Below are 14,747 nucleotides of genomic sequence, written 5' to 3'. Positions count from 1 at the left end.
TTATGTTGGGCTATCGCCAAGCGGTAAGGCAACGGGTTTTGATCCCGTCATGCGCAGGTTCGAATCCTGCTAGCCCAGCCATAAAAATTCAATATTGTATACTTTAATTGTTCTAGTAAAAAATATCAGTACTATATATTGATCTAATAAATAATATATAAAAATTTTGCAGAGATGGCCTATTAATCGTTATACTATTTGCATAGATAAAATTATTATACGGAATTAATATGTCTACACAGTATCATATCGGAACGCCTGGTAGAAAATGGGGCTCTGAAGAAAAAAAACAATGGTTATCTGAGCAAAGCAAAAAAAGATCGTATCAAGAAGAAGTTGAAAAAAAGATTTTAGCATTATCAAATGATTTTGATATCGATGTCTATGGAGAATTAGATTATTTAGTAGGCGGCTATAAGTTGTATGCACTTAAAACTAAAAACTGGGATGCTAGTAAGCCTTATGTTTTAGTTACAGGTGGAGTGCATGGCTATGAAACAAGTGGTGTACAAGGAGCTATTAGTTTTGCTGCAAATAGAGCTAGAGAGTTTGCAAGTAATTATAATATCTTGATCCTGCCTTGCTTAAGTCCTTGGGGATATGAAACAATTAACCGTTGGAATCCTAATGCTATGGATCCTAATAGATCATTCTATCTGGAGAGTGGTTGTGATGAGTCGGTTCTTGCAATGAAATATATTAACTCATTGAATATTGAACTTCTGATGCATATAGATTTGCATGAGACAACAGATACTGATGATAGTGAATTCAGACCAGCATTAGCAGCTCGTGAGGGTATAACTATAGATAAGTGGGGTATTCCAGATGGATTTTATTTAGTTGCTAATAATAGAAATCCACACTATGACTTCCAGAAATATATAATTGATGCAGTAGCTAAAGTTACTCATATTGCTTCTACTGATCCTAGCATAAATATATTAGGTGATGATATTATCAGAGATGGAATTATGGCTTGTGATTCAGACAAAGAAAAATTATGCATGTCTTTATCAAATGCTGAGTATACAACTACGACTGAGGTTTATCCAGATAGTCCAAGAACAAATCCTCAAGAATGTATACTTGCTCAAGTAGAGGCGATAGCTGCAGGTTTGAACTTTATTAGCCAGCAAAAATAAAAGGAAAATATAAATGTTAAATGGTTTGATTAATGTAGCGACTTTTTTGATAGATATTGTCTTTGGCATTTATGCTTTTATACTACTGTTTAGATTTTTCTTACAGTGGGTAAAAGCAGATTTTTATAATCCAATTTGTCAGATGATTATGCGTGCGACAAATGCTGCTATATTACCTCTAAGAAAATTTATACCAGGATTTTTGAATCTAGATTGGTCATGTATAGTAGCTGTGTATATTGTATTTGTGGTGCAGGACTTACTTGTAGGCTTATTAAATGGGATAGGTCTTAGTTTGATGTTTATTTTCTTTAAACCGCTGATTGATATAGTTTTTGCAGTTATTAATATGTATGTATATTTGATAATAATAAGAGCAATATCTAGTTGGTTTGTTCAAGGAGGCTATAATCCAATTATTATGGTTATATATCAAGTTACGGAGCCATTATTATCAAGAGCTAGAAATATAATCAAACCAACTAATTCAGGATTTGATTTTTCTCCAATTATTGTATTAATTGGTCTATTTTGTATTCAGATATTCATACAAAGCATTATTGCACAGTTTTTTCATTACTGATTAATAGCATGTAGAGTCGAGCTAATATCTTTAATAACTATTCTAGTTGAATCACATTCGAGATCACGAGGATAGTTAAGCTCTATAGTTTTTTCTGATGCTATACGTCCCGGATTACTATCGAGAATTATTACTCTATCTGCCATATTTACAGCTTCTTCAATATTGTGTGTAACAAGAACAATGGCTTTTGTCTTAGCCTGACCAGTATGCCATAGACGCATAATGTCATCTCTTAAAGTTTTGGCAGTGACTATATCAAGTGATGAGAAAGGCTCATCAAGAAATAGAATCTCTGGCTCAATCATTAGTGCTCTAGCAAATCCTACGCGTTGTTTCATGCCTCCAGAGAGTTCGCTTACATAGGCATCCTCAAAACCATTTAAGCCAATCTTTTTGATAATCTCAAGAGCTTTAGGTTTGCTTTGTGATCTAGGTATACCAAGAGAGTCTGCACCAAAAAGAACATTTTCTAAAACATTTAGCCATGGTAGAAGGGCAAAGTTTTGAAAAACCATACCGATGTTTTCTAAAGGACCATCAATAGCTGAACCCTTATAAAAAAGTTTTCCAGAAGTTGGTTTTAATAGTCCGCTTAATATTCTTACAAGACTAGATTTTCCTGCTCCTGATTTGCCAACTATAGCGATTATCTCATTTTCTCTTACTTTTAAAGTTAGATTTTCAATTACTCTTTTTATATTCTTTTTATCTTGCTTATAATCTAGGCAAATATCGTAGCAATTTATTAACGTGTTATTTTTAAATTCGGTCATGTTCATTCTCCTTTTAGATATTTATGGATTAGTTACATTTGTATTTTGTTTCAGCAAGTTTATATAATGGCTTCCAGATAAATATCACACACAAAGCCACTAATGAGCACAATGCAACTACTGCTAGGGCTGCTTCATGAAGTTGGTTATTGCCTGTTGTGGTAGATACCAGTGCGCCAATTCCATCTACCTTAATAGTATTTGAGCCCCATATTACCAATTCAGCTGCAATTGCCGAGTTCCAAGCGCCACCTGCAGCACTAATAATTCCGCAGACTATATATGGAAATACAGCAGGTATTGCAAACTTAAACCACCATTTCCAACCTTTTAGATGGAAAGATTTTGTCATTTCTATTATTTCTGTAGGCAAGCTAGAGACACCAGCTATGACATTAAATAGGACATACCAAGAGGTTCCTGTCATTATTAATGGAATACACCAAACATTTAGCGAGCCACCACCGCCTAATATGAGTACAGCAACAATCGGAAAAAATATTGGTTGTGGTATTGCTGCACCTATTTGTATTATTGGTTGAATAGCTTTTGTACGTTTGCTCGACATACCTATCCATATACCTAATGGTGTACATATAGCGACACTTATCATCATGGCGACAGTCACACGAACAGTTGTCTCTATCATTAGTGGTATTAAATAACTCATATCACCATTTGGGAAGAAGTGCCACAGAGCATTACCTGCCCATACACATGCTGAGATAATTACTATATACCAAGCAATACAGCTAAGCTTTTTCAATATCTTTATATCTCTAATCGGTGATTTGAGATTAATTTTTTTATTTAAAAAGCTAGCACCATTAATTAACCAAAATACAATAGTACTGAAAATAGGCTTTATAGTATTTACAAATTGAGATTTTTTATATGAGCGATAAAGCCAAGGACTATCTGTAGTTTTATTGTTGATAGATTCGTATTTGAACTTCTCTGACCATTTGACTAAAGGTCTAAAAAGTAGCTGATCAAATAGAGCTATATTAATGATAATGGCTACAAGAGCATATAAGATAGCTGTTATATTTGAGTCAGTTAATGCCAGCGCTATATACGAGCCTATACCAGGTAAGCTAACATCGCCTGTGATAGTCGGGATAGCTTCACTAGCTGTGATAGCGAACCAAGCAGCTGATTGAGAAACCATAATATTCCAAAGTAAACCAGGTACCGAATAAGGTAGTTCAATCTTCCAAAATTTTTGCCATGCGTTGAGTTTGAAAGCAGTTGCAGCTTCTGTTAGCTCTGCAGGGACTATTCGTATAGTTTGGTATAAGATTAGTGCCATATTCCAAGCTTGAGATGTGAATATCCCAAAGATTGCTGCAGCTTCTAAACCCATAATTGAGTGTGGAAATAGAAAAATAAAAAACGCGGTGGTAAATGTCAAAAATCCTAATAAAGGTGCAGATTCTAGGAAATTTATGATTGGCAAACATACTCTAGCGAAGTGTTTATTCTTAGCGCATGCATATCCAGCTATCAATGCAAAAGCAAATGAAAATATCATACCTATAATCAATCGCATAGTAGTACGCAACATATAGTATGGTAAGTGGCTTGGATCAAGTGATATTGCTGAAACTGATGAAGCATCAATAAATGATTGATGCATATCATTCCAAGCATAATAAGCTAGTGCGCTAACAACTAATATTAAAGCTACTATAATCACATCAGCTTTATTTGGTAGAAATCTCTTTTTTGTTATTGTATAACTTGCGAACATTATTATTCTCCTTAGTAATCGAGTCAAGTTATCTTAGAGTTACTAATTTTGTGATTATATGAACTTATAGGGCTTATATATCTTAATGGCTATAAAAGTATTACAAGTCTATATTTAATTCATTATCTTGAATTAAATATAGACTATTTTTAAGTAATTTAGCTTTAGATACAACTATCCCTATACAGGCAACCTAAGGATATATTTGGTTAAAAATAGACCTTAAACTGATTACACAAAATTAGTTATATGAAGTTAGTTGTGACTAACAACTCGGAGGTTGTAGTGTGTGAGTTATAAACATTTGATGCCTCCTTGTGAGAGGTTGCTACTACAGCAGCGCTTATTTTGCGGAGATTCTAGCGCTATAAATCATGTTTTGCAATATGTTTTAGCAGATTTTATAGTAATTATCTTAGAAAGAGTCGATTAACTTGAGTTTTTTTATAAGAATCATTTTAAGCAGCATCACTATCATGATAAATTCTTATCAGTACTATGATTTTTAATGGTTTTTATTAACAGTAAGAGAGTATATTCTAATAGCTTTTTTATATTCAAAACATAGAATATAACTAGTTAAAAAAATTGTATCTTGGTAGTAAAGAAATATTTTTGTTTATTGATGTATAAGTAAGTTGTTTTTTTGAAATTTTATCATGACTAAGTTTGGTATTTTTTCAGCTATTAGTTATCGTTGAATTAAGCTAATATAAAAGCAGGAGAAGAGTCGTTTAGTTGTTGTATGTTATACAAAAAATGTTTACTCATAATGCTTTTGTTTGTAAGTGTTTGCTCTTGCTATTCATATGATAGGATTGAGGATTTTAAATATAACCAAAATATTCTTCTCACTGGTGTTATCAGTAGTATTCCCAGACTAGAAGGTAACGATTATAAGTTTATTTTTCATAGCTATAAATACGGAGATGTCTTACTAAAGGTTAACAGATCATATCGCCATTATTTAGTACCAGCAAATAAGTTAGAGTTAGAAGCAAAAGTATATAAGCCTCATGAGTATGATAATGTAGAAGCTTTTAACTATTCTGAATATTTAGATCATAATGATATCGTTGCCATAGGGCGGATGGTGGATAATACGGATATTATCTACAAAGGTACTGCAAGCTTATACTTGCCCGAAAGGATAAGGTATTACTTATTTAATAAACTAGAAAAAGATTTGCAAGGAAATGAACTTAAACCTTATATTCTAGCATTACTTATTGGCGATAAAGAATTTAGTCAATCTCAGCAAAATCTATTGATAAGCTCTGGTACATCACATCTAATGGTAATTTCAGGATTACACATAGGACTTTTGGCTTTTATTACTTTTGTTATTTTTAGAGGCTTATGGTCATTATCACCACGCTTATGTCGCAAGCTGCCAGCACAAATATACAGGTGTTATTAGCTCTGTCATAGTAGCTTTTATATATAGTTTATTAGCGGGCTTTAGTTTGCCAACACAACGAGCATTGATAATGCTTCTAGTGGTAGCATTATTTTGGCTTTTGGGTAGGCGTATTTCGATAGTTAAATCACTGATTGTTGCTTTAGGCATTATAATGTTGGTTAATTTTGAATCAATATATAGTGTGAGCCTATGGTTGAGTTTTTCAGCTGTTGTGCTCTTGGTTATTATTTCTATAGTGTTACAACAATATAAATCAACATTAGCAAAAACATTACTTGCACAAATTTATCTAGCAATCTTTTTAGTACCAATTTCAGTTTATTATTTTGGCGGTTTCTCAGTTATTTCGATTTTAGCAAATATCGTTGCAATTCCTTTGGTTAGTTTTGTTATAGTGCCATTACTGTTAGTGTGTTTACTACTATCTTATGTTGGACTAAGTTTGTGGATCATTCCTAGCTTAATTATTAAATTATTAATTTATTATTTAAGCTTTTTGACGGGTTATGCTGGCTTTATTGAGTATTGGAGTTATTTTTCATTTTTTAGTCTTATAATTATTATTTTTGGGACTGTTCTAGTTATTTTCCCATTCAGTAATTCAATCAGACTGCTTGGATTAGCTTTATGCTTAGTGTTTTTGCAATCTTCAGAAAATACTTCAGAGAAATATCAATACTTTAGGATACATATTTTTGATACTAAAAATTTAATGATATTAGTTGAAGAAAATGGTAAAAGTCTTCTATATATTTCAGCTGAAAACTTAGAGAATGAATATGTGTTGGCAAATATTTTAGGTAACTACATTAAGCTAGTAGGTATTAAACAAATTAATTATTTAGTAGTGGTTGGTTCAAGTGATAATGATTTGGTTTTTAATTTTATTAAACAAATAGTCTCTGTTAAAAAAGTTGTTACAAATTTAGAAACTAACAGAAAACATCAAAGCTGTAGCTATAAAAATAATTTTAACTTAACTGGGGATACAAAAGTAAAGTTTCTTTCTAATGATGAAAGTTGCTTTATAACTATTGGACACGGAAATAAAGAATTCTTAATTGTAGATAACTCAAGTACTAAAGATCAGCAACAAATTTACACTTTATACAATAGAATTATTAATCCAAATATAGTGATTAGTCCTTTAATCCTTAGTACTAAATTTTTAAAATCAAATACTGATTACCTAGTATACATATCTGATAAGCTATTCAATAAACAGGTTTATAAAAGTAGTCGGATAAGGGTATTTGACACATATAATAATGGAGCTATAACCGTTATGATAGATAGTGATAGTCACTTAATAATAAAGTCTTTACTTAAGCAATATTAGTTAAAAACGATTAATATCTTTTATAGTCTTTCAAAAAAGTTTTTATTAATGATAATATTTAAGCTAACAATCAGTAATTTTTAATAATCTTTGATGATAAATGTTATTAGGTATGCTTACTATGGACTATTCTCGATAGTATGTTTGATGTCTACTGCTATAATTACTTTTATACCAGTATTTATTTTTTCATTAATTAAGCTTTTGGTGCCGATAAAGGGTATAAGGTATTTTTGTACTTCAGCAGTTCAATATTTTGTGAGTGTATGGGTAAGTGTTGTTATTTTTATTGCTCGATTTTTATCACCTACTGAAATTGATGTTGATCAGAATAAAGAGTTGGATAAAAATGGCTCTTATTTAATTATATGCAATCACAAGAGCTGGCTTGATACTTTTATATTAATGATGATTTTTCATAAGAAAATAGCCTTTCCTAAATTCTTTATGAAGTTTCAGGTATTCTTTATACCTGTATTAGGGTTGATTGCATGGGCTTTAGAGTTTCCAGCGATGAGACGCTATAAAAAAGAATATCTCAAGCAGCATCCAGAGAAAAAAGGCGAAGATATTAAAAAAACTGTTGAGTACTGTAAAAAGCTATCCTCTAGACCAACGACTATAGTTAACTTTGTTGAGGGTACTAGATATACCTCACAAAAGGCTGTTAAGAGTAACTATAAGAATTTACTTAATCCAAAAGCTGGAGGTATAGCAGTTATTCTAAAAAGCCTCTCAGATAGGGTGGTAGGGGTTCTAAATACGACTATAGTTTATGATAATCCTAAACAGACTTTATGGGATTATATGACTAGAAGAACTAAGCAGATCAAAGTGAAAGTAGACTTAATCCCTATATCTGAAGTACCTATGGGAGATTATTTTAGTAGCGAAGCTGATAAGGAGCACTTCCAGACTTGGTTAAATCAACTTTGGCAAACTAATGATGAATATATTTCTAAGGAGGCAAAGAAAATTACTTGCTAGCTATCAATCCCCATTTTTATTAAATTCTATATGATCACAACTATAAAATACTACGCTAAGTTTACTTCAGTAACTTTTACATGATTGTACTAGTTTTAAGTTATTTTGTTACTATGAATATAGTTAGCTGACTAAAAGAAACGACAGGCAATCTAATAGAGTAGTTTATTTTGAGAAAAGTTTTTAGAAATAAAATTAGTTTAATGTATGAGGAAGCCAGTTAAGCTCAACAAATAAGAATAGTGCTGAATAAATACCCATAAAAATGAAAGGCATATATATTTCGAGTATTCTGATAGGTTTGAAAGATCCTTTTTGTTCAGCAATATGCTCCTCAGTCAACCATACTTTTGAAGGAAGACGCTTCTCAAGAGATGGAACAATACTGTTTTTTATTTGTATATGATGTCTAAAGAATCTTATAATTTTCCACCAAGCATAGCAGAATACTAATCCCGCAAAATAAGGTATAGTAACAAGTATGCCTGATGGTGGGTTCTCAACATTAATGTTATTACTAATTGCCAAAGCAACAGTACCTACAAGAACAAGGTTGAAAACTAAGAAGAATAAATTAATTACAATTCTTCTATAGCTAGTTCTGTCGGTTAGCTCAACATATATTCTATATTGCTCAATTAGCAGTTGATTATACTGCTCGTTAGATAAATTACTTTCATCTTCATTGCTCCATAATTTATCTTGTATATCTTTATGATTAATCTTTTCCATTTTATTCCTTTTTTATCTATAAGCTTAAAAGAATTCAGCAGTCTTAATGCTATTATATTTTGAGATAATTAGCAAATTTTTAGTACCTGTGCTTACCTATATCTATCTCTAGTGATTATATCAATAATTCTTGACGGTTGTGAAGAGTTAACTTCTCTTTCTAAGATATAAATACTGTTAAAAGTTTTATTAATTGAATGAGAATTGTTGATGAAATCTTGTCCAGATATATTTGCACTAGTTGAAATAATAGCATCATCAATTTTAGTACAAATATTTGTTATGATATCTGTTGTTACTAAGCGTATAGCAATAGTTGGTTTCCCTCCTGCTAGCCATTGTATGCTTTCTTTGCCTGGTACGATCCATGTCGTGGGCTGTTCCTGTACTGAACATATTTCTTTGATTTGCTTTGCTGATAGCACAGCAGTATCTGTGTATTTTAATAAATGCTTGTAGTTATGTGAGATTATTATAAACCCTTTGCTTGAGTCTCTTTTTTTTAAGCTGATAATTTTTGCAACAGCATCTTTGGATATCCTGCAGCTTAGACCATATACCGTATCAGTTGGAATGCTAACAGCCTGGTTATCAGATATTTTCGATATGATTTCATTCAAATCTTTTGTGAGCATACTATTTTTATCAGATTTATAAATTAGGGATATTTTATTATATTTTATGAATAAAAAAACCCCATAAGCTATAAATAGTTTATGGGGTTTAGTTAGATCTAGATTTTAAAAGATTGAAGAAGTATTACTTCTTATTTAGTTGCTCTTTGATTAAGTCACCAAGAGTTGTAGGAGTCATTTGCTCTACTTTGTAATTAGACTTAGCTCCAGCCGTAGTATCTTCATCAACAGCCTTGATAGAAAGAGCAATACTTCTTTTCTTAGTGTCGATGTTTATGATTCTAGCCTCAACTTCTTGTCCTTCACTTAACTCATCACTAACATTTTTAGTATGCTCAGCAGAAATCTCAGAAATTCTGATGAAACCATCAATGTTATTGTCAGCGTCAAGCATAACTACAGCGCCGTTATCTTGTAGTTTAGTAACGTTACCTTTCACTAAAGATCCTTTAGGGTGGATATTTATGAAGTTCTTGAACGGATCTTCAGAAAGTTGCTTCATGCTAAGGGCAATTCTCTCAAGATCAGTGTTTACAGAAACTAATACTGCTTCAACTTCATCACCTTTCTTAAGCTCTTTAATTGCTTTAGCTGGGTTATCCCATGCAACATCTGAGATGTGTACAAGACCGTCGATACCACCTTCTAGTCCGATAAATACACCAAATTCAGTAATTGATCTGATTTTACCAGTTACTTTATCGCCAGGCTTATAGTTTTTCTCAAATTCATCCCAAGGGTTAGCTCTACATTGCTTGATACCTAGAGAAATTCTGTGATTATCAGCATCTAGTTCAAGTACTATAACTTCAACTTCTTGACCGATAGATACAGCTTTATGAGGATTAACATTTTTGTTAGTCCAATCCATTTCAGATGTGTGAACTAGACCCTCGATACCTTCTTTTAACTTAACAAAACAACCGTAGTCAGTTATGTTAGTTACTGTACCCATAAGCTTAGCACCTACAGGAAGCTCATTAGCGATGTTTAACCAAGGATCTTCACCAAGCTGCTTGATACCTAGAGAAATTCTTTGCTTCTCTTTGTCGAACTTGATTACTTTAACATCGATTTCTTGACCTATAGATAATACATCTGTAGGGTGGCTAATTCTGCTCCAAGAGATATCTGTGATGTGTAGTAGACCATCAACTCCACCAAGATCGATAAATGCACCGAAGTCGGTGATGTTTTTAACGATACCTTGAAGTACGCTACCTTCAGAGATTTTCTCTAACATAGCATCTCTATCACCAGAGTTATTTTCTTCGATTACAGCTTTTCTAGAAACAACGATGTTATTTCTTTTAGTATCGATTTTAACAACTTTTAACTCGATATCCTTGTCTTCTAAATGAGCAACATCTTTGACAGGTCTTGTATCAACTAGTGAACCAGGTAAGAATGCTCTTAGACCCTCAACATCCATAGTGTAACCACCACGAACATGATTAGTGATTCTACCAAGAACAGTTTCATTGTTTTCGAAGGCATTTTCAATTCTATCCCATAGCTCGATTTTTTTAGCTTTATCTCTAGATAATCTAGTTTCACCACAGCTATTGTCCAGTGCTTCTAATACAACGTTGATTTTATCACCAGCAGCTACTTCTAGTTCACCGTTATTATTTTTCAAAGAAGATACAGGTATGAAAGATTCTGATTTAAGACCAGCATCAATCATAGCAAATTCTTTGTCTATGCTTACTACAGTTGCTTCGATGATTTTACCTATTCTCATCTCTGTTTGTTTCAGAGACTGCTCAAATAGTTCTTTGAAATTTTCTGACATTTTTTGATTTCCATTTCCAGTGTGGTTGGTTATACATAGTTTGACAAGTACCCACTGGTTTATATATAAAAAGTACTAGCAAACAATTATGTAATGTATTATCTTATCTAAGAGATGTAAATTCTTCAAGAAGAAAATTCTAAAACTTTATGCCTAATTGTCCAGATGAAAATATTTTCTATATGCGAAAGGCTTATGAGCAAGCACTGTTGGCTTATGATGCCGGTGAAGTTCCTATAGGAGCAGTGCTTGTCAAAGATGATCAGATAGTCGCACAAAATTTTAATAAAACGATAATGATGAACGACCCAACAGCACACGCTGAGATTTTAGTTTTACGTGAGGCTGCTAAAAAACTTCAAAATTATAGATTAGTTAATACAAAATTGTATGTTACTTTAGAGCCATGTATAATGTGCTTGGGTGGTTTAGTTCAGGCTAGAGTATCTGAGTTGATTTATGCTTGTTATGATACTCGTGTTGGGGCTTTTTCTCATGAAAAGCTGCATCAAAACAAGAACATCAATCATAGCCTTAAAGTAACATCTGGTGTGATGACTGAAGAGTGTAGTACGCTCTTAAGAGATTTTTTTAAACAAAAAAGAAATTAGGTACTTATGCAAAAAGAAAAAATTGTCGTTCTATATGGTGGGGACTCTCCAGAAAGAGAAGTATCTCTGAAATCTGGTAAAGCAGTTTTGGATTCTTTACTAAATCAAGGCTATGATGCGTCTGGCTTAGATGCAAGCTCAAAAGATTTAGTTACTAAACTTATAGAGCTAAATCCTGATAAGTGTTTTATTGCATTGCACGGTGAAGATGGCGAAAATGGTAGGGTAGCAGCATTGCTTGAAATGCTAGGCATTAAGCATACTGGCTCAACTATGAAATCATGTGTCATAACTATGGACAAAATGATCTCGAAAGAAATATGGATGCACCATCGTATGCCTACACCCATGGCAAAGTTCCTTACAGATAAATTAGTGGAATCTGATGAGATTAGTTTTCCTGTTGCAGTTAAACCAAGTAATGGTGGATCTAGTATAGCTACTTTCAAAGTAAAAAACTTTAAAGAGCTTGAGGATGCATATAAACAAGCTTCAGAGTATGGTGAAGTAATGGTTGAACAATGGATTACTGGTAAAGAAATAACTGTAGCTATTGTTAATAATGATGTTTACTCATCTGTCTGGATCGAGCCATTGAATGAGTTCTATGACTATGAGTCAAAATATAGCGGTAAGTCAATATATCATGCACCTAGTGGATTATGCGAGCAAAAAGAGCTAGAAGTTCGTCAGTTAGCCAAAAAAGCCTATGACCTATTGGGATGTAAAGGACATGCTCGAGTCGATTTTATATATGATGATAGAGGAGATTTTTATATTATGGAAATTAACTCATCACCAGGTATGACAGAGAATAGTTTATCTCCAAAGTCAGCGGCAGCTGAGGGGATTGATTTTGATAGCTTTGTTAAATCAATATTAGAACAGGCACAATGCTAAAGATTTTTAAAAAATTTTCTATACTAAGCTTTATTTTCGTAATAATTTTTGGTGCTGTGATTTTTATTGCTAGTAAGACAGATAAAAAAATCTCAAGGGTAGATGTGGTCTCTAATGATGGTTTGGTATACATTTCAAAGCAGGACTTAATTAATAAAATAATAGGTTTAAACGATAAAGAGTGGTTTGATCTTAATATTGACACTGTTGAGAAGTATTTTTATGATATGAAAGGGGTTGACTATACCCTTGTAAAGAAAGTTTGGCCTTCAACCTTAGTTGTATATGTCTATGATCATAAGCCTGTCGCGTATTGGAATAATAACCAAATTCTGCTTGATAATATGGATATTATCACTCCAGTTGTTTTTAATTATGATCAAAATTTACCATACATAGATAGTAATGATGATGCTAGTAAGGACTATATCTATGAGACTCTACAAGAGTTAAATAAGGTAGCTGAAAATAATAATATACAAATAGTCAAAATATCCTACAGAGGTAATCAGTTTAGTGTCTTACTTACAGATGATATTGAAGTTGTCCTAGGTTCTATAAAATTAAAAAAACGACTAAATCTGTTTTTTAAATCATATAAAGATGTTAAAAACTACAAATCTGTGAAATATTTTGATATGAGATACAGTGATGGTTTTGCAGTAAAGTATAACTAGAAAAAGATTTATTTTATTGGTTTTCTATGATAATAAGCATATAATGTAATGTAAGTGTATGAAAGTAAGAAAATATCTGTCTTAGATTGGGGCTATAATAAATGGGTTTTGGGAATAATAATTTTTGTGCGGTAGATTTGGGATCTCACAAGATAACCGTTGCGATTGGACAACTTGCTGAAAACAACAGTATAAAAATATTAGGTGTAAGCCAAAAGCAGTCAAAGGGCATTAAACAAGGTTCTGTTATTAATCTTGAAATGGCTATAGAAACATTAAATGCAGCCTTAGATGAAGCAAAAAGCATAGCAGGAGTCGATATTAAAGAAGTCACGTTGGGTGTCAGTGCGCCTAGTATTAATGGCTTTAATTCTTATGGTTTAGCAGCTGTCGAAAATGGAGAGGTGAGCTTAGAAGATTTGGCTATGGCTATTAAGACAGCAAAAGCTGTGCCGATGTCTGCTGATACAGAAATGCTTCATGTTCTTCAGAGAGACTACATAGTTGATGGTCAGCCCGGAGTCACTGAACCAATAGGAATGTTTGCAGTAAGACTAGAGTCTAATGTACATATTATTGTTGCGTCATCTAGGATGTTACAGAATGTACGTAAATGCGTTTCAAATTGTGGTTATGCTATAGAAAACTTAGTAGTAGAGCATTTAGCAGCAAGTAGTGCGACTCTTACTGACAATGAGAAAGAAATGGGCGTTTGCCTTGTGAATATTGGTGCTGACTCGACAAGCTTTTCTGTCTTTGCTGATGGCGGTATATGTTATACATCAAGTGTTAAAACTGGTGGTAGTAGTATCTCCTCTGATATATCGAAAGTGTTTAGATTACCTATCGAGGCTGCTGAAAGCTTAAAGCTTCAATTTGGCTATGCAGCAAGTAAATATCTTAAAAATCCGGATGAAAAGATAGATATACCGAATTCATTAGGGAATGCTAAAAAGAGAATATCATTACAAGATTTATCACTTGTAATAGAGGCAAGAGTAGAAGAGATATTTGAGTCTCTATATCGTGAGTTGGATCAGAACCGTTTATTAGAGGTTATTTCTTCAGGTATTGTCTTTACAGGCGGTGGTGCTAAGCTAAAAGGATTAGCAAGACTTGCAGAGGATATGTTTAAGCTTCCTGTAAGGGTTGGTGGTCCTATAGAGGTTTCTGGTGCAAGTGAAGTTGTCCATAATCCATCATACTCCACAGTAGTTGGGTTATTGAAGTATGCTGCAGAAAATAGTGATGTAAGTAATGATCAAAATATTGATGATGATGTTATGGAGATTGATGAAAATACCACTAAGTCGAAGAAGAAAATAATATCATCAGTTAAAGGTTGGTTTTCAAATAATTTTTAAGTTAAGCAATAATGAATCGAAAGTAAA

At 32.7% G+C, this 14,747-nt stretch carries 13 protein-coding genes, 1 tRNA gene and 1 pseudogene; 10 read left to right on the top strand and 5 right to left on the bottom strand.

Going from position 1 to position 14,747, the window contains the following annotated elements; genetic code table 11:
- Positions 1 to 6: 6 nt before the first annotated feature.
- The 3 genes from F0R75_RS08165 to F0R75_RS08155 all read left to right on the top strand — a co-directional run bounded on the left by F0R75_RS08165 (position 7) and on the right by F0R75_RS08155 (position 1,728).
- Positions 7 to 81: transfer RNA gene (locus tag F0R75_RS08165), tRNA-Gln, on the top strand.
- Positions 82 to 230: 149 nt separating this feature from the next.
- Positions 231 to 1,145, top strand: coding sequence for a M14 family metallopeptidase (locus F0R75_RS08160; RefSeq protein WP_149369087.1), 915 nt, complete (start codon positions 231 to 233; stop codon positions 1,143 to 1,145).
- A gap of 13 nt (positions 1,146 to 1,158) precedes the next feature.
- A complete protein-coding gene (locus tag F0R75_RS08155) occupies positions 1,159 to 1,728 on the top strand; it encodes a YggT family protein (protein WP_013921934.1) in 570 nt (189 codons plus the stop codon).
- Here the strand turns inward: F0R75_RS08155 and F0R75_RS08150 are convergent.
- On the bottom strand, positions 1,722 to 2,504 hold the full coding sequence (locus F0R75_RS08150; RefSeq protein WP_004286705.1) for an ABC transporter ATP-binding protein: 783 nt from the start codon (positions 2,502 to 2,504) through the stop codon (positions 1,722 to 1,724). The two genes, F0R75_RS08155 and F0R75_RS08150, sit on opposite strands and share 7 nt — an antisense overlap.
- A 28-nt stretch (positions 2,505 to 2,532) precedes the next feature.
- Positions 2,533 to 4,257 carry an ABC transporter permease subunit gene (locus tag F0R75_RS08145; protein ID WP_149369088.1) on the bottom strand — a complete coding sequence of 575 codons (1,725 nt, stop codon included), beginning with the start codon at positions 4,255 to 4,257 and terminating at the stop codon, positions 2,533 to 2,535.
- A 289-nt stretch (positions 4,258 to 4,546) separates the two neighbouring features.
- Here F0R75_RS08145 and F0R75_RS10170 point away from each other — a divergent pair, with 289 nt between their 5' ends.
- The 3 genes and pseudogenes from F0R75_RS10170 (at position 4,547) to F0R75_RS08125 (ending at position 8,006) form a co-directional block, all read left to right on the top strand.
- On the top strand, positions 4,547 to 4,690 hold the full coding sequence (locus tag F0R75_RS10170; protein ID WP_187985989.1) for a hypothetical protein: 144 nt from the start codon (positions 4,547 to 4,549) through the stop codon (positions 4,688 to 4,690).
- A gap of 312 nt (positions 4,691 to 5,002) precedes the next feature.
- Positions 5,003 to 7,019, top strand: a pseudogene (locus F0R75_RS08130) (ComEC/Rec2 family competence protein).
- A gap of 93 nt (positions 7,020 to 7,112) precedes the next feature.
- A complete protein-coding gene (locus F0R75_RS08125; RefSeq protein WP_146421667.1) occupies positions 7,113 to 8,006 on the top strand; it encodes an acyltransferase in 894 nt (297 codons plus the stop codon).
- Between the two features lie 195 nt (positions 8,007 to 8,201).
- Here F0R75_RS08125 and F0R75_RS08120 read toward each other — a convergent pair whose 3' ends face one another.
- The 3 genes from F0R75_RS08120 to rpsA all read right to left on the bottom strand — a co-directional run bounded on the left by F0R75_RS08120 (position 8,202) and on the right by rpsA (position 11,168).
- Positions 8,202 to 8,738 (bottom strand): intracellular proliferation membrane protein RipA, encoded by a 537-nt coding sequence (locus F0R75_RS08120; RefSeq protein WP_146421668.1) that lies wholly within the window; start codon positions 8,736 to 8,738, stop codon positions 8,202 to 8,204.
- Positions 8,739 to 8,830: 92 nt separating this feature from the next.
- A complete protein-coding gene (locus F0R75_RS08115; protein WP_149369091.1) occupies positions 8,831 to 9,373 on the bottom strand; it encodes an L-threonylcarbamoyladenylate synthase in 543 nt (180 codons plus the stop codon).
- A 124-nt stretch (positions 9,374 to 9,497) separates the two neighbouring features.
- A complete protein-coding gene (rpsA, locus tag F0R75_RS08110) occupies positions 9,498 to 11,168 on the bottom strand; it encodes a 30S ribosomal protein S1 (protein ID WP_146421670.1) in 1,671 nt (556 codons plus the stop codon).
- 149 nt (positions 11,169 to 11,317) lie between these two features.
- On the opposite strand from rpsA, the gene tadA reads away from it, so the two are divergent.
- From tadA to ftsA, 4 genes are all read left to right on the top strand, one after another.
- Positions 11,318 to 11,779: a tRNA adenosine(34) deaminase TadA gene (tadA, locus tag F0R75_RS08105; RefSeq protein ID WP_149369092.1), complete on the top strand. Its 462-nt coding sequence runs from the start codon at positions 11,318 to 11,320 to the stop codon at positions 11,777 to 11,779.
- Between the two features lie 6 nt (positions 11,780 to 11,785).
- A complete protein-coding gene (locus F0R75_RS08100; protein ID WP_149369093.1) occupies positions 11,786 to 12,679 on the top strand; it encodes a D-alanine--D-alanine ligase in 894 nt (297 codons plus the stop codon).
- A complete protein-coding gene (locus F0R75_RS08095) occupies positions 12,673 to 13,356 on the top strand; it encodes a cell division protein FtsQ/DivIB (protein WP_149369094.1) in 684 nt (227 codons plus the stop codon). Before F0R75_RS08100 ends, F0R75_RS08095 begins: the two co-directional genes overlap by 7 nt.
- Before the next feature lie 101 nt (positions 13,357 to 13,457).
- A complete protein-coding gene (gene ftsA / locus F0R75_RS08090; protein ID WP_146421674.1) occupies positions 13,458 to 14,720 on the top strand; it encodes a cell division protein FtsA in 1,263 nt (420 codons plus the stop codon).
- Positions 14,721 to 14,747: the final 27 nt, after the last annotated feature.

Source organism: Francisella marina (genome assembly GCF_008369785.1).
Taxonomy (GTDB): Bacteria; Pseudomonadota; Gammaproteobacteria; order Francisellales; family Francisellaceae; genus Francisella; species Francisella salimarina.
This window is presented reverse-complemented; position numbering and strand designations above follow the sequence as displayed.

What these genes read in the sequence shown, in the direction of transcription:
- F0R75_RS08160 (WP_149369087.1), top strand. Translation starts at nt 231, where the DNA reads ATGTCTACACAGTATCATATCGGAACGCCTGGTAGAAAATGGGGCTCT.
- F0R75_RS08155 (WP_013921934.1), top strand. Translation starts at nt 1,159, where the DNA reads ATGTTAAATGGTTTGATTAATGTAGCGACTTTTTTGATAGATATTGTC.
- F0R75_RS08150 (WP_004286705.1), bottom strand. Translation starts at nt 2,504, where the DNA reads ATGACCGAATTTAAAAATAACACGTTAATAAATTGCTACGATATTTGC.
- F0R75_RS08145 (WP_149369088.1), bottom strand. Translation starts at nt 4,257, where the DNA reads ATGTTCGCAAGTTATACAATAACAAAAAAGAGATTTCTACCAAATAAA.
- F0R75_RS08125 (WP_146421667.1), top strand. Translation starts at nt 7,113, where the DNA reads ATGATAAATGTTATTAGGTATGCTTACTATGGACTATTCTCGATAGTA.
- F0R75_RS08120 (WP_146421668.1), bottom strand. Translation starts at nt 8,738, where the DNA reads ATGGAAAAGATTAATCATAAAGATATACAAGATAAATTATGGAGCAAT.
- F0R75_RS08115 (WP_149369091.1), bottom strand. Translation starts at nt 9,373, where the DNA reads ATGCTCACAAAAGATTTGAATGAAATCATATCGAAAATATCTGATAAC.
- rpsA (WP_146421670.1), bottom strand. Translation starts at nt 11,168, where the DNA reads ATGTCAGAAAATTTCAAAGAACTATTTGAGCAGTCTCTGAAACAAACA.
- tadA (WP_149369092.1), top strand. Translation starts at nt 11,318, where the DNA reads ATGCCTAATTGTCCAGATGAAAATATTTTCTATATGCGAAAGGCTTAT.
- F0R75_RS08100 (WP_149369093.1), top strand. Translation starts at nt 11,786, where the DNA reads ATGCAAAAAGAAAAAATTGTCGTTCTATATGGTGGGGACTCTCCAGAA.
- F0R75_RS08095 (WP_149369094.1), top strand. Translation starts at nt 12,673, where the DNA reads ATGCTAAAGATTTTTAAAAAATTTTCTATACTAAGCTTTATTTTCGTA.
- ftsA (WP_146421674.1), top strand. Translation starts at nt 13,458, where the DNA reads ATGGGTTTTGGGAATAATAATTTTTGTGCGGTAGATTTGGGATCTCAC.